Annotated in this window: 20 protein-coding genes; all 20 read left to right on the top strand. The window is 70.5% G+C overall.

Annotated elements, in window-relative coordinates:
- Positions 1–34: 34 nt before the first annotated feature.
- The 20 genes from ALI22I_RS20415 (at position 35) to ALI22I_RS53785 (ending at position 19,467) form a co-directional block, all read left to right on the top strand.
- Positions 35–958 (top strand): hypothetical protein, encoded by a 924-nt coding sequence (locus ALI22I_RS20415; protein WP_077007127.1) that lies wholly within the window; start codon positions 35–37, stop codon positions 956–958.
- Positions 959–1,161: 203 nt separating this feature from the next.
- Complete coding sequence (locus ALI22I_RS20410) at positions 1,162–1,452, top strand: hypothetical protein (RefSeq protein WP_077007126.1); 291 nt, start codon at positions 1,162–1,164, stop codon at positions 1,450–1,452.
- A 328-nt stretch (positions 1,453–1,780) separates the two neighbouring features.
- Entirely contained in the window at positions 1,781–2,545 is a 765-nt protein-coding gene (locus ALI22I_RS20405) for a hypothetical protein (RefSeq protein ID WP_077007125.1), read from the top strand.
- A gap of 424 nt (positions 2,546–2,969) precedes the next feature.
- Positions 2,970–3,560 carry a hypothetical protein gene (locus ALI22I_RS20400; protein WP_077007124.1) on the top strand — a complete coding sequence of 197 codons (591 nt, stop codon included), beginning with the start codon at positions 2,970–2,972 and terminating at the stop codon, positions 3,558–3,560.
- A gap of 311 nt (positions 3,561–3,871) precedes the next feature.
- The gene (locus ALI22I_RS20395) at positions 3,872–4,807 is read left to right on the top strand and encodes a hypothetical protein (RefSeq protein ID WP_077007123.1); all 936 of its coding nucleotides are present in this window, start codon (positions 3,872–3,874) and stop codon (positions 4,805–4,807) included.
- Positions 4,808–4,977: 170 nt separating this feature from the next.
- Positions 4,978–5,409 carry a hypothetical protein gene (locus ALI22I_RS20390; protein ID WP_077007122.1) on the top strand — a complete coding sequence of 144 codons (432 nt, stop codon included), beginning with the start codon at positions 4,978–4,980 and terminating at the stop codon, positions 5,407–5,409.
- 400 nt (positions 5,410–5,809) lie between these two features.
- A complete protein-coding gene (locus ALI22I_RS20385) occupies positions 5,810–6,184 on the top strand; it encodes a hypothetical protein (RefSeq protein WP_077007121.1) in 375 nt (124 codons plus the stop codon).
- Between the two features lie 437 nt (positions 6,185–6,621).
- Positions 6,622–7,752 carry a hypothetical protein gene (locus ALI22I_RS20380; protein WP_077007120.1) on the top strand — a complete coding sequence of 377 codons (1,131 nt, stop codon included), beginning with the start codon at positions 6,622–6,624 and terminating at the stop codon, positions 7,750–7,752.
- Positions 7,753–7,826: 74 nt separating this feature from the next.
- Entirely contained in the window at positions 7,827–9,134 is a 1,308-nt protein-coding gene (locus ALI22I_RS20375) for a hypothetical protein (protein ID WP_077007119.1), read from the top strand.
- A 218-nt stretch (positions 9,135–9,352) separates the two neighbouring features.
- Positions 9,353–10,321 (top strand): hypothetical protein, encoded by a 969-nt coding sequence (locus tag ALI22I_RS20370; protein ID WP_077007118.1) that lies wholly within the window; start codon positions 9,353–9,355, stop codon positions 10,319–10,321.
- 482 nt (positions 10,322–10,803) lie between these two features.
- A complete protein-coding gene (locus ALI22I_RS20365; RefSeq protein ID WP_143532334.1) occupies positions 10,804–11,094 on the top strand; it encodes a hypothetical protein in 291 nt (96 codons plus the stop codon).
- Positions 11,095–11,363: 269 nt separating this feature from the next.
- Positions 11,364–11,975, top strand: a complete 612-nt coding sequence (locus ALI22I_RS20360) for a hypothetical protein (protein WP_143532333.1) — start codon at positions 11,364–11,366, stop codon at positions 11,973–11,975.
- Positions 11,976–12,296: 321 nt separating this feature from the next.
- The gene (locus tag ALI22I_RS20355) at positions 12,297–12,929 is read left to right on the top strand and encodes a hypothetical protein (RefSeq protein WP_077007115.1); all 633 of its coding nucleotides are present in this window, start codon (positions 12,297–12,299) and stop codon (positions 12,927–12,929) included.
- Between the two features lie 208 nt (positions 12,930–13,137).
- On the top strand, positions 13,138–14,106 hold the full coding sequence (locus ALI22I_RS20350; RefSeq protein WP_077007114.1) for a hypothetical protein: 969 nt from the start codon (positions 13,138–13,140) through the stop codon (positions 14,104–14,106).
- A gap of 307 nt (positions 14,107–14,413) precedes the next feature.
- On the top strand, positions 14,414–15,385 hold the full coding sequence (locus ALI22I_RS20345) for a hypothetical protein (RefSeq protein ID WP_077007113.1): 972 nt from the start codon (positions 14,414–14,416) through the stop codon (positions 15,383–15,385).
- Between the two features lie 339 nt (positions 15,386–15,724).
- On the top strand, positions 15,725–16,234 hold the full coding sequence (locus ALI22I_RS20340; RefSeq protein WP_077007112.1) for a hypothetical protein: 510 nt from the start codon (positions 15,725–15,727) through the stop codon (positions 16,232–16,234).
- A gap of 171 nt (positions 16,235–16,405) precedes the next feature.
- Positions 16,406–17,143 carry a hypothetical protein gene (locus ALI22I_RS20335; RefSeq protein WP_077007111.1) on the top strand — a complete coding sequence of 246 codons (738 nt, stop codon included), beginning with the start codon at positions 16,406–16,408 and terminating at the stop codon, positions 17,141–17,143.
- 194 nt (positions 17,144–17,337) lie between these two features.
- The gene (locus ALI22I_RS20330; RefSeq protein WP_077007110.1) at positions 17,338–17,790 is read left to right on the top strand and encodes a hypothetical protein; all 453 of its coding nucleotides are present in this window, start codon (positions 17,338–17,340) and stop codon (positions 17,788–17,790) included.
- Positions 17,791–17,976: 186 nt separating this feature from the next.
- Positions 17,977–18,330 (top strand): hypothetical protein, encoded by a 354-nt coding sequence (locus tag ALI22I_RS20325; protein WP_077007109.1) that lies wholly within the window; start codon positions 17,977–17,979, stop codon positions 18,328–18,330.
- Between the two features lie 396 nt (positions 18,331–18,726).
- Positions 18,727–19,467, top strand: a complete 741-nt coding sequence (locus tag ALI22I_RS53785) for a DUF7715 family protein (RefSeq protein WP_238598476.1) — start codon at positions 18,727–18,729, stop codon at positions 19,465–19,467.
- Positions 19,468–19,533 lie beyond the last annotated feature (66 nt).

The following is a 19,533-nucleotide window of genomic DNA, read 5'->3' as shown; positions in this document are numbered from 1 at the left end:
ACCCGACAAAGTTCGCACCTCCGGGAGCAACGACATGAACGACCTGTCCACACAGCCCGAGCAGTCTCTGGTCCGCTGGCCCCACACCGGCATCCAGGCCCCCTACCTGCTCACCGCCCAGCGCACCGGGACCTTCGAGATGAGCCGGGGCGCGGCCTTCACCGCCGACCTGGTACACCCCGGCCTGGAGGTGGTCGGCACGCTGGAGAACCGAGGTGACGACTGCGGAACGTGGTTCTTCCCACAGGACCGCGCTGTGTTCTCCCAGCAGGACTTGGAGAGGTTCGCCGTGCAGTGCCTCGAAGACGGCGAGTCCTTGAGCGAGGTGGCGTCGGTGGCGTCGGAGTTCCTGCTCGACATGGTGGTCGAGGAGAGCGAGGTCGAGGCCCTCGTCGCCGAGATGCGCAAGCGCAACGGGTTCCTGGTGCGTGTCTACGAGCCTCGCACGGCCGGTAACTGCGGCCCGCTCCGAGGCGAGGTGCTGCTCTACCAGAACATCGTGTGGAGTCCCCGGGACCGAGCGGCGTTCGTCGAGCGGCTGAACGCGAACCCGGACAACCACGTTGCCGAGGGCGCGTACTGGGAGATGTTCACCGGCAGGGAGTGGGTGCCGCTGCCGGCCGAGCGGGCGACCGACCCGCAGCAGCACGCGGACCGTATCAAGGAGATGACTGCGGTCTACGCCGTGACCAAGCCCAAGGTCAATGGGCGTGTGCAAGGCGCCGGACCGCTGGCCGACGGGCGTTACGTCAACGGCGCACCGGGCATGGAGTGGCTGTTGGTCGAGGACACCGGCATCGGACGCACCGACCAGTGGTGCCGCTGCCCCTTCTCCGTCGGCCGGGTGGACCGCCGCGCCACCGTGCGGTTCGAAAAGTGGAGCGACCGCGAGGGTCTGCTCGGCACCGGAACGCTGCACCAGCACGCGGCGTGCCGCCGTCTGATCACCATCGACTGATCCACCCCACCCCGGCCGCCCGCTCTCGCACCCGGAGAGCGGGCGGCTCCCAGAGACCGGGCAACGCGACCGCGACCGGCCACCGGGAGCGCCAGACCCGATCGCAGCACATCCAGAACCCACCAACCGCTGTAGCCGCCCGCCGGACACCGAGGGTGACGCCCCGGTGTCCGGCACGAACCCGACAACCCCAAGGAGAACCGATGACCCGGAACACGCCCGAGCCGCCCGGCAGCCACTCGATGCCCCAGGCCACCGACGGCGACATCACCACGGACCGCGTGCTCGCTGCGCTGCGCTCGGTAGTGGACTACCTCGTCAAGCCGGAGGCCGCCGACTACATCGAGCAGGACGACGACGGCCGTCAGCACCACATCCTGCACGACCTCGCCGTGCTGTCCCGCTTCGGCGACGCCGTCGAACAGGGGCGAGTCAGCGTGAGCGCCGCTCCTCGGCGCCCCGGCGAGGACGCGACGCGCACGTCGGTCGTGTAAGAGCGATCCCGCATTGCGATCCGGTCCCCGCTGTGCCTGCCCGGTGCAGCGGGGACCGGCCCGTGTGCACCGGGTCGGCGCGGCTCGAAGAGCGCGGGCCACTGTGCGGTCGCCGACACCCGGCCGCTCCCCGAACGGCCGATACGCCGGAGCACGGGATGTCGGCGGAACACGTCCCGCTACTGCGTTCCCGCGCAGTCCCGGCCGTACCCGCGCCTAAGCAACAACTCCTGGTCTGCGGAATCACTAGCGTTGATCTTGTTCAACGCCGGGGGTGACGCCCCGGTCGCGGACACGAACCCGACAACGCGAACCTTCAGGAGTACCCGTGCACGACCACTCCGGCGTACCGGACGCCACCGCGACCCGCGCACCTTTCGTCCCTGCGGGCGATCAGCCGCGACTGCTGCTTCAGCCCATCGGTTCACCCGACGCTCTGGGCATCGAGCCCTACCCGTACTGGACCGACCACACCGGCAGGGTGGGGCGCCAGGACGTGTGGAAGGGCAGGCCCTTCCAGCTCATCGGCGTCCAGCCCGACCTGGACGACCCCGGCAACGCCGACAGCGTGATCCTCGTCGAGCAGGTCTGGGCCGATCCGCGGCTGGCCTCCGACACCTACCCGGTGTTCGTCCACCTCTCCGGACCCGACGCCACTCCGGGAGAGGACTGGAATCCACTCGCCGAACCGTTCTACACCTACCGGCAGCGCATCGGGTCCGCGCGCATCGTCCACATCCCGTCGGCACCCGACCCGGCGAGCCCGGACCACGACAGCGGATCGGGCATCCGGCAGGCCCCGGAGAGCTCCGCCGATGCCGGTGGACAGCGCGCGGAGATCGACCGTCTGGCGGAGTTGGGCAGGCTGTTGGACAGGGGCACGCACGTGCGCCGCGACGAGCGCTACCTGGTCGTGTTGGCCGCGTCGTTCGCCGAAGACGATCCGTACTGCGAGGTGGCCGGCCCCGTCACGGCGGCGGCGGCCCTGCGGGAGTTCCTCGCCGTCAACGACGACAAGCTGGTGTTGGTGGTGTTCGACCAGCACGAGCGCACCACGCACTTCGTGGAACAGGGCGAGTTCGACAGCCTGTAACACCGCCGGGCGGCGTTCCCGTGACGAGCTGGGAGCGCCGCCCGCCGCAGCCTCCGGCCCGTCACCTTCCCGGAGGCCCGACCCCGTCGCTGTGCCCGGCGGCTCGATGCCCTGGGCGAGCCAATGACGACGTGAGAGCACCGCCTCCGACCGACGTGCCAAGCGCCCACTGCGAGGCGGCGAGATCACTAGAGTCGATCTTGTTCACGGGCCGTGGGTGACGCTCCGGCCATCCGAACGCGAACCCGACACCATCCGCCCCGGAGGACTCCGGCCGACCTCGTGCCGCACCCGGTCTCCACCGGCGCGACCACCGGCGCGTCGCGACCACCGGGTCCGGCGGCCGACGTCAAGCCGGTCACCGGCGCCTTCGTCGCCGCGCCGGCCACGCGACCGAGGCCTCTACCAAATGTGAAGGAATTCCATGCCATACCCCTACGGCTATCCCGAACTGGACGAGCTGTTGGCCGACGCCGGGCTCAGCTCTCCCGTTGCCGCCGCGCCGATCCGCAAGTGGCCGAGGATTCTCATCCGCCTGGCGGCGTACTGGCACGGCTACACCGGCCGCGGCCCCGCCCGGATCGTCGTCGCCAGTCCCGTTCCACTGCCCGGAATGCCGCCCAGTCACCGGATCGAGAGCGTCACCATGACCAGCACCGTCGACTTCGGCAACGTCGGCTGTGCTTCCGTCGAGGCGCTGGCCGACCTGCTGGACACCGACCCCCACCGCACCGCGTACTACGACGGCAGGCCCGCGCCCGATGTCCCGCTGCACATCGCGTTCGACACCGAACCCGTCGATCCGGCGGTCCCGATCAGGCACCGCCCCGGCCGCGACGACATCACACTGGAAGGCGCGGCAGCCCTCATGCGGATCAGCACCCCGCAGCACATCCCGGCCAGGTGGTGGCCGGAGGAGATGGCGCCGGGCGCCCAGGCGGAGTGCACGAGCTTCGACTACCCCGAGATGTTCGCCCCCGTCCGAAACACCTGGCAGGAGTGGATCGGGGGCTGACCACGACCGGCACCCCACTGCCCGGCCCGTCGTACCCGGCCGGGCAGTACCCCATCCACGGGGGCACCGGGGTTCATCGGCAACGGAAACCACGACGGGCCGGCCGTGTTCACCGGCTCGGGTCGGACGACGCCGTCGACCACACCCCGACGGGAACAGCGGCGCACCACTCCCACCAGGGAACCAGGCCGCGGATCGCCTCTTTACCGGCAGCGCGGAAATCCCCGACCAATAGCATCGGCCATGTTCGGAAAAGGAGTGACGCCCGATCCCGAACACGAACCCGACAGCCTCAATCCACCGGGAGAGCCGTGAACGGCATTGACGACAAACGCGGTACCGCACTGGTCTGCTGGCCACAGACCGGACTGGAAGCGCCTTTCCTGTTCACCGCCGCCGGCATCGAGTACGAGAGGATGCCGGACCAGCGGGTCGCCTTCACCGCGAACCTCGTACACCCCGACCTCGACATCGTCGGCACGATCCGCAACGCCGGCACGGGCGGCCCGACATGGTTCAAAGCCGCCGATCACAACCGGTTCTCCGACCTCGACCTGGAGTGGTTCGCCACCCAGTGCCGACTGGGCGGTGAACCGCTGCCGGGCGCCGAACCGATCGCCATCCTCCTCGGACTCGTCCTTGACGAAACCGAAGCCGAGATCGTGACCGCGCTGAAGGCGGCCACGATGCGAACACTCGACGGTTTGATGATCCGCACGTTCACGCCCTACCACACCGAGACGGCCGGAACGCCGGATTGCGGGGAAGTCCTGCTGTTGAAGAACTGGCTCACCGCCGGAATGGCCCCCCGCAACCGGCCGGTGATCGCCGAGGGACTGGAACTCGAACCACGGTACCGACGGCCCGACGACGCGATCTGGCAGATGTTCAACGGTCGACGGTGGGTTCCGCTGCTCCCGGAGAGCGACCACCCGCTGGAGATCCCGGCCCTCGAACTCGCGATGATCGCCCAGGTCTACGACAAGGCCAAGGCCGCGACGGGCACGTCCCGCGTGCGCAGCGCCGGCCCGATGGACGGCTTCTACGTCAGCGACTCACGCGAGCCGTCGCAGCGCCTGCTGCTCGACGACACCGCAGGAACCGCCCAACTCGACACGTGGTGCCGGTGCACCCCCGCGAAGCCCGCCGTGACGCGCTTCCAGCACTGGGACGTCCGTAAGGGCCTGCTCGGCACCGGCACCGTGCACGCCGCCCGGCGCTGCCGGCGAGTGGTGACCATCGACTGACCCGGCACGCCGCGCCGTCCCCACCACCTCGCAGGCGGACGGCTCGGCGGACGCCCAGGCCGGTGCAACCGCCTGCGGACGAGTACCAGCCCCGTCTGCACGTCCACGACCACCCACCAGCATCACTCCGGACCGGCGGCATGCGTGCGCCCTGCCGCCGGCACGGAGTGATGCCCGCGAGGAGCCCGACCCATGACAAGGGACCGCACCCGACCGCGCACTCCGGTACCCGTACCGGCACCGTATGCCCGGCCTGCCTGATCGACACCGGCCGGAAGCACGACGAGAGCTGTTGCCTCGCCGCGTGCCTGGTCACCGGCCTCAAGCGACTGGACTGCCCCCTGCTCGACGAACCCGGCCACGACTGCGGACGGGACACCTGGACCGGACAGATCGTCGGCGAACGCGAGTGCCGGGAGCTGGGCTGGTACAGCCGGCCGGTGCCCAACCCCACGGGCGGCGGCTTCCTCTACGAACCGTGCGCCCCCGACGACCCGCACGCAACGGTCGACCTCAACCGCCTCTACCAGCAGGGCCTGTGGAACCCGGAACGGTGTCGGTGGGAGCCCCTGTCCGAGCCGGACGGGCCGTCCACGACCTGACCCCCAGGCGAGAACGCCGGGCGTCCCGACCGGGGTCTCCAGGCGCCGGACGAGGCGCTGTTCGAGCCCCTGTCTCCGCCTCTTCGCCGGAGTCCGTCGTGAACACGTCGATCACGGCCGGTCAGCGCATCCGCACCACGTGACGCACGGTCTTGCAGCCAAGCCACCGGCCAACGCCGCTCGACGACGTGAACCACCGCCACCCCGCACTGAGCGACAGCGCGGAAAACGCGGAAACACTATGTTGATCTTGTCGGTCATCGGGGGTGACGCCCCGGTCCCGACACGAACCCGACAACCGGAACACCAGGAGTGCACACGTGCACCAGCACGACGACGACCTTTCCGACGCGCCGACCGACGCACTCGCCGTCTACGACCACGTTGGCGGTGGTGCCTGATGGGCGGCTTCGGCTTCACCTCCTACCAGTCGACCGGCGCCACGACGACGGCGTTCGAGGCATTGCAGCTCGCGCGGGACATCGCGGCCAGAAGGTGGGCCGCCGGAGACGAGGACAACGAGGTGCTCGGCATCCTCCAGAAGAACGACGTGGAGCAGGCCGCCGAGAAAGCGGTGACTCGTGCGGAAGCCGAGAGGCTGATGAACCACCTGCTCGGTACTCCCGCACCCGGCGAGCGGTACGTCGTGTTCAAGCTCGACGAGATTCCGCCCTACGCCAACCACTACGGCGACGTCGCCGGAGCCATTCCCGTAGCCGAGCACGAAGGCGGCCCTGTCGTCGCCTACCTGCTGTTCGGTATCGGCAACGACTAACCGGCGGGTGCGGGTACGGGCGGACGCCATCCGCCCGTACCACCCCGGCGCGAACAACGAGAGCGACCAGGCCGACACCACCGCGGTGACCTCCGGCGACGACCGCGCGCCGTCGACCATCGTGCGCGGCCGACCACGCGGCTCCACCGCGGCGAACCTCGACAGCGAAGCCGCCCATTCCCAGCCCCACGGAACGGCGGTCACGGCCGCCCGCGCACCACGCGGTGAGCCTCGCGCAATGCGGGCCCGGTCCCGGTGCGCTGTCTGCGGCCCGACCACCGGGAAGCGCTCATCCGGTCCCGTGGACCGACGTCGGCCCGCACACCCAAGCGACAGCACGGGAACTGCGGAAACACTATGTTGATCTTGTCGGTCGTCGGGGGTGACGCCCCGGTCCCGACGCGAACCCGACAACCCCGACAGGCAGGAGCACACCCATGAGGGAAACCGCCAACGACGGCGCGGCGCACGACCTCCGCACGCCGGCCGAACTCTTCCCCGGCGAGGTTCTGGTGGTCGTGCGCGGCTCAAACCCGCCCCTACCGGGCATCCCCCAGACCGGTCCGGTTCCGCTGCCCGACCACACCGTCACCGACGCTGACCGGCGTGTCGCGGGCGGTGTGGGCGTCTGGCTGCGCCGCCCGATCCTGGAGTGGATGGGCCTGATCGAGGAGGCCGACCACCCCGGCCAGGTGCACTACGAGTGGCGCGGTGACGTGCTGGCGGTGTGGGACGACCCGCACGCCGCCGACGGCCAGCCACGGTTCGTCAGGCCCGCCGCCGACGGCCGGTACCTGGTCCAGGACCACTGGATGGTCCTGTCCGACGACGCGGCGCAGCGCCACCTCGACCGCCACCGGGACGCCCTGACCAACCTGGCGGGCATCGAGCACCCGAGCATCGACCCGGTGCTGCTGGACTACCTCAGCCGCCCGGCGGACAGCCGTTCTCCGGAGACCGACGAGGAGATCGGGCGGCGACGCGACGCGCTGATCGAAGCGGTCCAGCGGTTCGATCCCGGTGTCGAGCGCGGGCGGGAGTACGACCGCATCACGGCCGCCCGCACAGCGGCAGACGAGGCCGTCGCGCACCACGCGCGTCGGTGCGTCCAGGCTGCGGCGCGCGCCGTGCTGCGCTTCCACCCCGACGCCTGGAGCGTCGTGGTCGACCTCCACGACCACGACCGGAGCAGCGACGCCAACGTCGTCCTGGCCGGAGTACGCGACTACCACCACAACGACCTGTCGTTCAGCGACGACCCACAGTGGCATCACGCCGCGACCGACGTCGAACGGTGGTTGACCGAGGCACTGGCCTTCCTCGCGCCGGAACGCCTGGGGTGGTGCACCGACCTCCGCGCCCGGTCGCTGCACATGGCGAAGGTCAACCTGCGCCCCGCGCCGGAACCGTGCCGCGCCCCGCACCCGCCCGCCGAGCACGAGCCCGTCGGCCACGCCGTGGTCGTAGAGGTCGATGCCTCCGAGCACGGCACCGAGGGCAGGCCGGACTACTTCCCGTGCTGCTCCGGCACCGCCACGCACCACGACGCGCGCGCCAACGGCAACTGACCCTTCCCTCACCGCGCGGTCGGCGCCTCCCGCGGGCGGCGCCGACCGCGCGACCTCGAGACGAGAGGCCCGACATGGGCAACAGCAGCAGGCCCGGCAGCATCGTCACCGGCACGCGCCGGGTCCGGGTCGTCCGCGTGGACGGCGAGTACTACCGCGTCCTGGAATCGACCTGGAACGGCACCGACGGCCTGTCCTACGACGTCGAGCGAATCTCGGACGACGTCGTGCTCACCGAGTCCGAGTCGTTCGGCGACCTGCCCGCCGACGCGGACGTGCGCGACCTGGTGGACGCCCTCACCGCCGGCGGGCAGCTTCCCCCGCCGCCCGCGCTGCGCCCGGTGCCGCCGCCCGCACCGGGCGCACCCCTTGCCGTCACCCCAGGCTGGGACGCGGTGGTCTGGCGCACCGGCGACACCTCCACGACCGCTGCGGTCGATGCGGACACCGTCGTCGGCTGGACCGCGACCACGCAGTCAGGGCAGGTCGACCAGGACTTCCGGATCCTCGACGACGGCCACCGCACCAGGCTGGTCTCGCCGTACCCGACGGCCGCACCCGGCCAGCCGTCCGGCAGGCGTTACTGCGCGGAGTGCGCCACCCCCGACCGCCGGGCCCGCGACGTCCGGGGAGCCGGCCCGTGGCACCAGGAGCCGTGCAGCCGACACATCCCGGTGCCCGAGTGGCTGCCCCAGCCGGGCACGCCCATCGCGCTGCTGCCCCACGCGCGGTGCGTGCTGTGGCTGGTAAACGGCAAGCGGTTCTTCGCCCCCGTCACGAACACCCGCCTGGTGGACTGGAGCCACGCGGACGCGCCGGACCCGAGCACGTGGTTCCACAACGACGCCGAGTACGAGGAGGTGAACACCGCGACGACGGCGCTGTACCGCCACCAGGCCGCCGGTGACCTCGTGGGTCTGGCCCACGCCCTGACCCTCGAAGCGGACATGAACCTCGGCGACGCCGCGGCCGAGGTCCGGCGCGACACCGTGCGGCTGCTGTACGTCCAGGCCGAGCGGGAACGCCGTGCGGCAGTGGAGCAGGACAGGCTGTGGGGCACGGTTCCCCGCCTGGAGATGGTGGTGGACAAACTCGCCGACTACCGTGCCCAGACCGAAGAGCCCGCCCGGTTGCGTGCGTTGCAGGACGTGGCAGGACGGCTGACGTCGTTCACCCAGGGCGAGAACTACCGGGTCACCCTGCTGGTGTCCGGGCTGGACTATCGCGAGGTCGTGGTGCGGGCGACAAACCGCGCCGAGGCGACGCAGCGCGCGAAGGATGTCCGGACCCACTACTTCGTCGGCGGCTGTCCGCCGCTGGACGGCTCGTGCGAGGTCGTGTTCGTCGTCCGGCTGACCCTGGTACCCGGCTTGCCGGCGTAGGCCAGGACAGCACACGTTCCGGTGGCCCTGTGACGCGAACCCGGCGACGCAGGGCCACCGTTCCACGACGCGCCGAGACCGGCTGCACCGTCGCACCCGCGCTAACCGCGAGCAACACATACCCCTGCTCCGTATGTTCGCTGATGTCGCCGCCGGTGAAGACACCCGGCGTTTCGACAAGCCCTCATCGGATCAACGCTTTGCGTGGGGAGAACTCCGTGCCCGATTCCGTTCCCGTTGCCGCACCACGCTCCACCGTCCCGACGACAAGCGCGACCACGATCACGACCAACCTGCCCGAATTCCGCGACGTTCCGACCGCCCGACCGCTGTCGATGCTGCATCGGCTGGGAGTCGACGACGCGCTCGCCGCCCCGATCTCCTACCTGATCGTGTGGGAGGGGGTGCTCGGTGGCGAGGACAACCACAGGATCGCCGTCCACGCCGCAGGCTGCCGCCGCGTGAATACCCGGACCGACCAGGCCGTCAACAGCGAGCACTCGCTTGTGCGGGCGCTGAGGAGCGCCGACCTCTTCTGCACGATGGTCGACAGCGCCGGTGTCGCGCTCTGCCCGTGCGCCGAACCGCAGAAGATCCTCCGCGAGAACCGCCACGTATTCGATCGGACGGGCGAGCCCTTCTCACGCAAGGGAGTCCACTCCCGCGCCGTGGTGGACATCCTGGCGCTGGCCGTCGCGGTCGGCGCGGCGGACGGCATCGTGCCCGTCGCCACCAGCGCAGGCCCGATCGGCGTGTCACGGTCCGCGGCCGGCGCACTCCTGGTGACGCCGCCGCCGTGGTCGCTGGAGATCCAGGACCACACCAGGTGCCATGACCGCCCGTTGACCCCGATGCCGGGCGACGCAGTCCGGTTGGCCGCGCCGTGGAGGTCGGGGCTGCTCGCTGCCGGACAGATCGGCGTGCTCGGCGGGTCGTTCCGCAACCGCAGCGAACCCGGCGACCGGTCATCGAGCATCGTCTTCAACGCCAGCAGCCACCGCGACGAGACCGGCGTCAGCAGTTCCGGCGGACCCGCCACCATCCACACCGAGTGGTCCGAACTGCGGCCGACCGGCGACGTGGCCCGGCTGTGGGTGTGGCGGTGGAAGGACGGCCACGTGGGCGCCCACAACGGCGAGGACTACGCGGTGATGGTGCCGGTGTGGGAATGGACGCCGACCGACTGAGCCCCCGGCGCGCGTCGGCACCATCTCCGGTAGTCCCGTTCGGCCCCGCAGCGCGCCCCGCGCCGCGGGGTCTTCGCCGTCTCCGCACCGCGAACCGACCCGACACAGCGATGCCCCCGGTGGCTTCGACGAGAGCCGGCCGGGACTCATGTGGTCTCCGGTGCGAGAGACCGCCGTTCCCCGCGTGGGTTCCGGGTGTCGATCGGACCGCCGATATCTCGTCCGTCGCCGGTCATGAAGACACCTCATCCCCGGCATCGCGGTTGCGCGCGGCACGGGCGATGCGAGCTCCACAGGACCGGCATCGCGGAAGGCGTCACCGAGGCGGATCGCCGTGCAGCCGACACCCGTGGTCCACGTCGAGCACCGCCGCAAGCGTCCACATGGGACGGTCTTGACCACTAGCGTCGATCTTGCCGGCACCGAGGGTGACGCCCCGGTCCCGACACGGACCCGACATCCCGCACCACCAGGAGAGCCGCGTGCACGATTGCACCCCCACGAACCCCGACCGGTTGCGACAGTCCCGGTTAGCGCAGCTCAAGACGAAAAACGGACGCCCCGAGATCCCCAGTTCCCGGGAACTACGCGAGGACTGGCGCGACGCCAACGACGTGTCCACCCACATCCGGTGCCCTCACGGCACCCGTTACGGCTATCAGCGCTTCCACTGCCGGGGCAAGTGTTGCCGCGTGGCCAACACCGCCTACCAGAACGGCTACCGCCCGGAGCACACCCGCGTGAAGCGCACGCTCCACGCCCGACGCCGATAACGCACCCCTTCTCCCCATCTGGGCACACCGCACGGCTGCGAGCCCCGAGCGCGTTTCGTGCGCCTGCGAAGCGCCTCTCCGTGGAGCGGACACGTCCGTTCCACGGAGAGGCGCACGCGTAACCCGCACCAGGCCGACGGCGACGCACCGGTCGGCAATCCGCTTACCGCCGGCGTGAACGGCACGAATCACTAAAGTTGATCTTGTCGGGCAAGGGGTGACGTCCGGTCCCGACACGAACCCGACAACCGACCAGCAGGAGTACACGCATGCGAGCGAACGTTGACGACGGCACGCGAGTCCACGGCGCGTCACCCGGCCCGGTCCGGCCCGGCGAGGTAATGGTGACGCGCCGCTACCACGCCGTGGCCTTCCCCGCCGTGGTGGACGGCGAACTGCACGGCGTGATCGACCACGAGCACGACCACCGCACGCTCGACGGCGACGAACAGGAGGTGACGGTGCGGGTCCGCGCGTCGGTCGCCCAGTGGATCGGCGTGTACGCGGAAATGCACTTCGGCGACGACGTGGTGCGGTGGGAGTGGCGCGGCAAGCTACTGGTGATCCACGACGATCGACGCGACGGGGACTTGTTGCCGCGGACCGTCGAGCCCGACGCCGAGGGCCGGTACGCGCTGGCCGAACCGTGGCTGGGCGTATCCGACCGGATGGTGGCGCGCATGGCCGCGCAGCACCGCGAGGCGTTGTCGATCCTGTCGGGCGACCAGCCGCCGAGCCCGACGCCGCCGATGCTGCACTACCTCAGCCAGCCCTTGACGCTCCGCGCCGACGACGCGCTGCTGTGGCACACCGAACTGAACCGCGGACGGGTGACCGAGGCCGTCACGCGGTTCGTCGAGAACCAGGGCACGTCCGCGTAAGCCCTGCCGCCGTCTGCTGATGGCGGCACCGCGTTCCCGCCGCCCCGGCACGCCCGAAGGGCGGCGGGAACGTTCCGGCAGAACCGCCGCACGCTTCCGCGAGGCGACCGCACAGACCCACACCGCGTCCGGCTTCGAAGCCGGGTGCGCTCCTGCACCGGCGAGGGCGCCCAGCGACTCGGCCGCCATCCCCCTTTGCGCCGGAAGGTCTGACGAATCCCGCACGACACCGAAGCCGGGAAATCCGCCGCTGCCGGACGACAGGCCGACGCCCGACCGCGATGCGGACCCGGCATCTTCCGAACCACCCAGAGGAGCAGCATGTCCGAGCACGACACCGAGACCTCCGACAGCCGCGCGACCCACCCGCAAGACGCCGCAGTGAGTACGACCCTGCGCGCCGAGCACGCCGTACCCGGCCGGCAGGTGTGGCCGGCCCGACCCGGCCACGAGCCGAGTTGGACGCTGGACGAAGTCGCCGTCCTCAGCCGCACCCGCGCTGCCGGCGAGCTTGCCGAGTTCGGCCAGGGCGCGCACATCGAGGGCGCCCACAGTCCCGACGAGCCCGACCTGGTGGTCCGGTGGACCTATCGCGACGGACGGCACCGGTGGTTCTGGTACGGCGCGACCGTGGCGGTCCGGCTGGTGGTCGCCACCGCGGCATCGGCCAGGACCACCGCGGCCCCGCCCACCAGGGCCGTCGCCGAAGCGCCGCACGGCGCACGCTTCGCCGACGGCGCGCACTACGTCATCGGCCCACCGACGCACACCCGGCGCTTCGTCTACCGGGTGTGCGACCGGCGTGACGACGAACTGCTGCTGATTCTGGTCGGGGTTCTCGTCGAACCCGCCAAGGTGCACCTCACGGAGCAGGTGCTCCCGGGCGTGACGTGGATGCCGGGTGCGCGCTTCAGTCGGTTCGACACCGACATCGCGACGCTCATGGAGACCTGACACCCCCCGCTCCGTCGGAGTTCGGCCTGGAAGGCGACAGCGCCACTCCGTGCCGAACCTCCGCACGGCCCGGTCGTGCTCCCGGCCGAACGCCGTTCTTGGTGCCAGCGGTGAACGGCACGAATCACTAAGTTGATCTTGTCGGGCAAGGGGGTGACGCCCCGGTCCGACACGAACCCGACAACCGGACAGCCAGGGGCAGACCCGCATGACGACCGACAACACCCGCACGCCGCGATCCACCGCGAACCCCGACCCCGGCAGCGAGGACACCGAGGCGCGCAAGCCGACCGGCACCGCACGTCCGACCATCCCTGACATCCCCGTCCTCACCCTCACGGAGCTGGCTGCCCGATTCGACGTGACGAAAGCGGCCGTATGCATGTGGCGCACACGATTCGGCCCCACGTCGCCGGCACCGTTCCCTGCCCCGGACGAGCCCGGCCGCAGGCCCAAGTGGCATGCCGAACGCTGGCCCGAGTTCGAGCAGTGGAACGAGCTGCGTCGGAACATCCCGCGCAAGGGGAAGCCGAAGCCCGCCACGCAACCACCCCCGCATGACGTGCCCGTGCCCGCGTTCGTCATCGACGCCCTCCGCGCCGTGGTGGCCTACAACTGGGCCACCGAGCAGGCCGACTTCGACCAGCAGGACGACGACGGCCGACGTCTCCACATCTTCAACGATCTGACCGTGTTGCACGACTTCCTCGACACCGTCACGGGCACCGGAGGAGCCGAGCACGAGCAGGCCCACGGCCCGCAGCAGGATGCGCCCGACGAGTCCGAGATGCTCACGATCGGGCAGCTCGCCGCCGAACTGGGAGTCACGAAGGCGAGCGTGCACGGATGGTACGTCTCGACCACGTTGCCCCGGCGGTTCCCGAAGCCGGTCGTGGACCCGTCCCCCGTCGAAGGCCGGCGCCGGGCACCGCGCCGGTGGGCCCGCTCCCAACTGCCCGCGGCCCGCGCCTGGCTGGCGTGGTACCGCCACTACAAGTTCAGCCCGAAGACCGACCCGCACGAAACCGGAGCCCTCACGGCGATGCCGACGGCGCCCGAGAGCCTCACCGAGATGCCGAGGGTGGCCGAGTTCCTGAAGTCGTCCACGTCCGGCCCCAGGGCCGGCACGCGTCGAGGGCACATCGCCAACGCCGCTGTCCGCAAGTTCGTCACGTAGCCCGCCCTCACATCCGGACCGGACCCCGCCACGCCCACGAGTGCGGCGGGGTCCGGCTCGTCGGCGGCCGGAACCAGAACCGGCCAGGCACCGAAGCTCCGGGGCAGACCACGCCGACACCGCGACGATCGTGCAGCGCTGAAACCCCGCTCCGACGCACGTCCGACGCCCGCGCTCCCGGTCCGCCGCCGTTCTTGGCGTCCGCACGAAAGAGCCCGGACCTAATAAATTGATCTTGTCGGACACCGGGGGTGACGCCCCGGTCCCGACACGAACCCGACAACCCAGCCCCACCGGGAGTATCGCCATGCACTCCACTCGACAACAGGACTACACGCCCGCCCTGTCCCTCGAACTCACCACCGCCGCTGTCTTGGAGCACGCGGACCTGTGCGCGGCCACGGCCGCCGCCGTGATCCGCACGATCTACCCGTCCGCCGCCACAGTGGACGTTCTCCTCCCGCAGGTATGGGACTTCCGCGACCAGGGGCTCGACCTGGACGCCGTGCACGACGCGACCGGACGCCGGCTCCAGAACGATCACGCCGACGAGTGGATCAACGCGCGAACGGAGGCCGCACTCCACATCGCCAACGCGCTCAGGTTCGCCGATCCCGAGCTCCTCGACTGGACGCCGGTGGACGCTTCCCCCGACCAGGACGCCGACGGGCACCTGTTCCGTCTCGCCCTGCCGCCGGAGGACCAGCGGCCCACGAAAACGAGCGAAGAGTTCGATCCCGCCGCGGATTTCGCATGGCGCAGGAGCTTCACCCCGTCGATGCTCTACCGGTTCGGCCAAGCGGTCACCGAGAGCCCCTATGTCAATCGGACCGAGCGGTACCTGGTGGTGTTCGCCGCCACCTTCGACGAGACGACTCCCGATGTCACGGTCACCGGCCCCCACGACGCCGCCGCCGCGACGCTCGACCTCATCCGGAGCAGCGAGGACGGGGACGGCAAAATCGCCTGGATGGTGCTCGACCGCGACGACAATCTGCTCGACTGGCTCGAACAGCGACGCTTCCAGGGGCTCGACATCTCGTCGGATCGGGACAACTACGAGCAGGATTCCGACGACCGGCACGAGTTTCCCGACGATGAGGAACCGGACGACGGCCGGTTCACCGACCGGGCCGACGACACTCACCCGGACGATCGCGGGGACCACCCGGTCAAGGACCACACGGTGTCCGACGTCCTGACTCCGGACGACGTCACCATCACCGTCAATCATCCGAACGACGCCGGGACCGCCCTCCAGGACTTCCACGAGTCCTGACCCGGCCGGGCCCTGCCGGCTCTCCGCACACCGATCCACACGCGACGCCCCTGCTCCGGCCGACCGGTCAGAGCAGGGGCGCCGTCATGTCCGGGGGTGACCGTGACGAACGCTCCGGACGACGCAACGACCGACATCCGAGTCGCCACCGACCGGTACCCGCATCCCCCTTCCGATCCCCCACCGCACCGTCGTGCCGCACGAGGTGTTCCGCTCGACCGCGCTGAATAGCCGGCCACGCCGAACCGACAAACCCACTAAAGTTGATCTTGTCGGACGCCGGGGGTGACGCCCCGATCCCCGACACGAACCCGACATCCCCACCACCAGGAGCACAGCGTGAGCGACATGCGCATCGAGGTCGTGAACTGGAGCCCCGACGAGACTGCAATGGCCCTGGGCCTGCCGCTGATCGGCACCGACGGCATCCCGGAACCGGCGTTCACCCTCACCGTGGACCGCTACGGCATGCCGGTCGTGGTGCTGCCCGACGACCTGCACGAGCACCTCCACGACACCGTCTGCGAGGGCTGGCACTCCACCGGCCTGTACCGCCACCCCGAGGGCGGGGAGTACTACGAGGGCGAATCCCGCGAGTTCACCCCGGACACCTGGGTCCATGCCTTCGTCAGCCGACTCATGGACGAGGTCGCCGCCTCCGACATCGTCGACGACTCCGACCGCCGACTCGCCGCCCACCCCGACGCCTGGTTCACCGGAGAGATCACCCGCGCTTCGGCGTGGGACGCCGAGCGCGGCGACTGGCGCGACAGCACGTGCCCCAGGCCCCACGTGGTCGTGCGCGGACAGCCGCTGATGCGCTCCGGCATCGCGGTCTTCACCGCCTGACCGGCCCGTCCCGCCCGCGCTTCCCGCGGCAGTGATCGCACCGACGACGCCGGGGGTGGGCCGACACCCCACGCCCCGGCCCGGTTCGCACCAATCAAACCCGGCCACCACCCCGCTCCCCGGCCGCCATCCCGCCGTTCGGCGGCACCTCACCGACACGAGGCCAGCACCATGACGAACACCGCCACCGAGGCGACCTCCAGCCCTTCCGAACTCGTCGTCACCGCCACGATTCTGCGTCGCGATCCCGACTGGGTACCCGACGTCACCGCCGTGGGCTTCTCCGGGTGGGCCGGCGAAGGCGACATGCTCTCGGTCAGCCTCAGCGGCTCACTGCTGACCGATCACGACGCCGAAGCCGCCGCCGCACCGTGGACGGCGTGTATCTGGCCCGGCCACGAGGACGGCGAGAAGCACTACTGCCACGACAGCCTCGACCGGTTCACTCCGGTCGAGGAGCGCGGCTGGTGCCTGCGCCGCTACACCACGCCGGAGCTCGCTGTCGAGGCGCTCGACACCGAGTACGAGCGCCGCCGCGCCGTCAACGTCCGGCGTGAGCTCGACAGCCGCTGGCGCGACGCGACGTCGCGGGGGCTCGCCGGCGACGGCAACGCCCCGGAGGTCGCGCTGCACTACGCGGAGCTGTACCTGCGCGCCGCTGCGAAACGGATCACCGGCGACTGGCGCAGGCGTGCGGGCATCCTCCGGGTCGCCGACCGGGTCGCCTCGCAGGCCTGCATCCGTCCCTGGCTCAGCACCGCTCCCACCACCGGCAGAGCCGTGCGGGATTCGGTGGCGCAGGAGCTGATGGACGAGGCGCAGAGCCTTCCCGACGGTGTCGTGGCCGACTGGATGTGCCGTGCCGCCCGCTCCATCACCCCTCTCGGCGAACTTCTGCCCGAAGGCTGATTCGACCGCGCCACCGGTCGCGCAGCCCGTTCCGACCAGAAACCACGTCGTCGGCCCGGCGATCCCACGAGACCGCCGGGCCGACGGCCGTCCCACGCACCGCCCAGGCCACAGCGGACGCCACGTCCGGATCACCGCGCAAGCACCCGCCTCCAAGCACGTTCGACAGCCGACGATCCCCCAGGAGCAACACCATGAGCACCGACCCGCACACCGCCGCCCCAGGCCGGCCCGCCCCGAACACCGCCGACGCCGACGCCGGCCGGCCCACGGCCAGCACGTACGTCCGCAACGAATTCATCCTGGGACCGATCCACGTCGTCGCGCTCCCCGAGCAGGAACTCCCGGACCGGGTGACCCGCGACTTCTACGAGCTGAACGTCATCGACGGCTGGGTCCGGCGGCACGAGTGGACCGACGAGTCGGGCGTCGCGTGGTTGTTCGAAACCACCACACGCTCACACGTGGGCGCGGTGCTCGACGCCGCACCGGAGCACTTCGAGTTCATCGTAGGCGCCCACCTGCGGTGGATCGCCGTTCTCGACAGCGCCAAGCACCGCAAGCGCGCCCAGAACCAGTGGCGCGCCCTGATGCGCACCCTGGCACGGCACGGCCTGGAACTCGTCCCGGTGTCGAGTGCCGGCTGATCCCCCCGGCCGCGCTGCAGATCCGCGTGGCGCGGTCGCCGTACCCGACGGCCGGCCCGCTCGAACGCCGGCCTTAAGGCGCAGCCTCGGAACAGCACAAACGATAAAGTTGATCTTGTCCGGGCGAGAGGGTGACGCCTCCGTTCCGGACTCGAACCCGACAACCTCGAGCCCAGGAGCAGCAACATGAACCCCAGCCGTGACCCGGTCGACAACTTGGCCCACGCGATGCGGGTCTTCATCCAGGCAGCCGGTCGGGCCGGCCACGGCGACGTGGCCGACACTCTGCCCGTCCTCGACGTCGTCGGGTTGGACACTCTGCTCCGTCTCAGCGACGAGGTCCGCGCCATCCTCTTCGGGACCGCGCATCAGGGGGACGTCCACGGCAGGGAGAAGACCCCGCTGTTCGACGCGGTGGTGGCCGATCTGGAGGGTACCGGCGGCACCAAGCACGGGACCCTGCCGGACCTTCAGTGCCGGCCCCCCGCCGCCGACGCCGCCTGGCCGACCGTCGATCAGGACGCCCTGCTGAACGTCTGACCTGTCCATCCGGCGCCCGCCCGCCAATCCGGCGGGCGGGCGCCGGTGACTGTGCAAGCGGCCGGTGCCCGGCCGGGAACAGAGACGGCGCCGTCGCCGTCGCGCCAGAACTGCTCACCCCGGCGGGGTCGATGCGAACGACGACGTCGCCCACGGACGCTCGCCTGCGGTGAATCCCCGGCACGTCGACCAGTCAGCCGACACACCGACAGGCCGCGCCTCGACATGGCCGGTCGCTGTCGAGGCCGTGCCCGTGCTCGACAGAAGACGCCACTCGTGGCCGGGCACCGCCGCAACCGTCCACGCGGAACAGTCGACGCCACTAAGTTGATCTTGTCGGCCATCGGGGGTGACACCCCGAGCCCGACACGAATCCGACACCCAGGAGCCACCATCGTGACCACCGACAACACCAGCGGTAGCGCGGACAAAGGATCCGACGCACCGCGACAACCGCAGTCCGACACCACACCCGACGCCGACCAGGACACCACCCGCACGCCCCACCGCACCCCGCATCCACCGATGTCGACCGCGCCGCTCAAGGTGCTGGTGGCGACCCGCAGGACCCAAGGAAGCCGCCCCGGCGATTCCATCGTCGCCTCCGTCGCCGACGGCGACCTGGTCGACTTCGCCTCCATGTGCGCGCGGCAACCCCGCAACTGCGGCTGCACCCAAAGCTTCGTCGCCTTGCACAACCGGTTCGTCACCACGACCGCGGAAGTCGTCGAACGGCCGATCACCGTCGAGGACTACGCCCACGCCCTGACAGCCAGTATCCGAGGCACTTCCGCATCCTCCACGCTCGACAAGCGCGACCGCGCCGTCGCCGAGGACCTACTGCGCATCGCGGCGCTCTGGCCGGTCGGCACCGTCGTCGAGCGCGACGGCAAAGACGTCGTGGTCCGTGTCATGGGCCTGGGCCCGACCGACATGTCCGCAGAGTTCCAGCCCGGCGACCGCGTCCGCTTCGTGTCCACGACAGACCCCGAGCTGTACTCCCTGCTGCGGCCCGGCGCGTTGGGCACGGTCGCCGTCACGGACGACATCGGCACCATCCACATCAACTGGGACGACGGCAGTTGCCTCGGGATGATCCTCCACGACGGCACCGACGTCATCGAACGCACCGACTGACGCGCATCCACCGGCCGAAGCGCCGTCGCGCAGCCCTCGCTTATCGGAACGGGAGCCGATTCACCC

The sequence above is a fragment of the Saccharothrix sp. ALI-22-I genome, assembly GCF_001984175.1.
Lineage (GTDB): Bacteria > Actinomycetota > Actinomycetes > Mycobacteriales > Pseudonocardiaceae > Actinosynnema.
The sequence above is the reverse complement of the archived record's forward strand: the minus strand, read 5'-3'. Positions and strand labels throughout refer to the sequence as shown.

Coding starts and splice junctions, on each gene's coding strand:
- ALI22I_RS20415 (WP_077007127.1), top strand. CDS start 35: ATGAACGACCTGTCCACACAGCCCGAGCAGTCTCTGGTCCGCTGGCCC.
- ALI22I_RS20410 (WP_077007126.1), top strand. CDS start 1,162: ATGACCCGGAACACGCCCGAGCCGCCCGGCAGCCACTCGATGCCCCAG.
- ALI22I_RS20400 (WP_077007124.1), top strand. CDS start 2,970: ATGCCATACCCCTACGGCTATCCCGAACTGGACGAGCTGTTGGCCGAC.
- ALI22I_RS20390 (WP_077007122.1), top strand. CDS start 4,978: ATGCCCGCGAGGAGCCCGACCCATGACAAGGGACCGCACCCGACCGCG.
- ALI22I_RS20385 (WP_077007121.1), top strand. CDS start 5,810: ATGGGCGGCTTCGGCTTCACCTCCTACCAGTCGACCGGCGCCACGACG.
- ALI22I_RS20380 (WP_077007120.1), top strand. CDS start 6,622: ATGAGGGAAACCGCCAACGACGGCGCGGCGCACGACCTCCGCACGCCG.
- ALI22I_RS20375 (WP_077007119.1), top strand. CDS start 7,827: ATGGGCAACAGCAGCAGGCCCGGCAGCATCGTCACCGGCACGCGCCGG.
- ALI22I_RS20360 (WP_143532333.1), top strand. CDS start 11,364: ATGCGAGCGAACGTTGACGACGGCACGCGAGTCCACGGCGCGTCACCC.
- ALI22I_RS20355 (WP_077007115.1), top strand. CDS start 12,297: ATGTCCGAGCACGACACCGAGACCTCCGACAGCCGCGCGACCCACCCG.
- ALI22I_RS20350 (WP_077007114.1), top strand. CDS start 13,138: ATGACGACCGACAACACCCGCACGCCGCGATCCACCGCGAACCCCGAC.
- ALI22I_RS20345 (WP_077007113.1), top strand. CDS start 14,414: ATGCACTCCACTCGACAACAGGACTACACGCCCGCCCTGTCCCTCGAA.
- ALI22I_RS20335 (WP_077007111.1), top strand. CDS start 16,406: ATGACGAACACCGCCACCGAGGCGACCTCCAGCCCTTCCGAACTCGTC.
- ALI22I_RS20330 (WP_077007110.1), top strand. CDS start 17,338: ATGAGCACCGACCCGCACACCGCCGCCCCAGGCCGGCCCGCCCCGAAC.
- ALI22I_RS20325 (WP_077007109.1), top strand. CDS start 17,977: ATGAACCCCAGCCGTGACCCGGTCGACAACTTGGCCCACGCGATGCGG.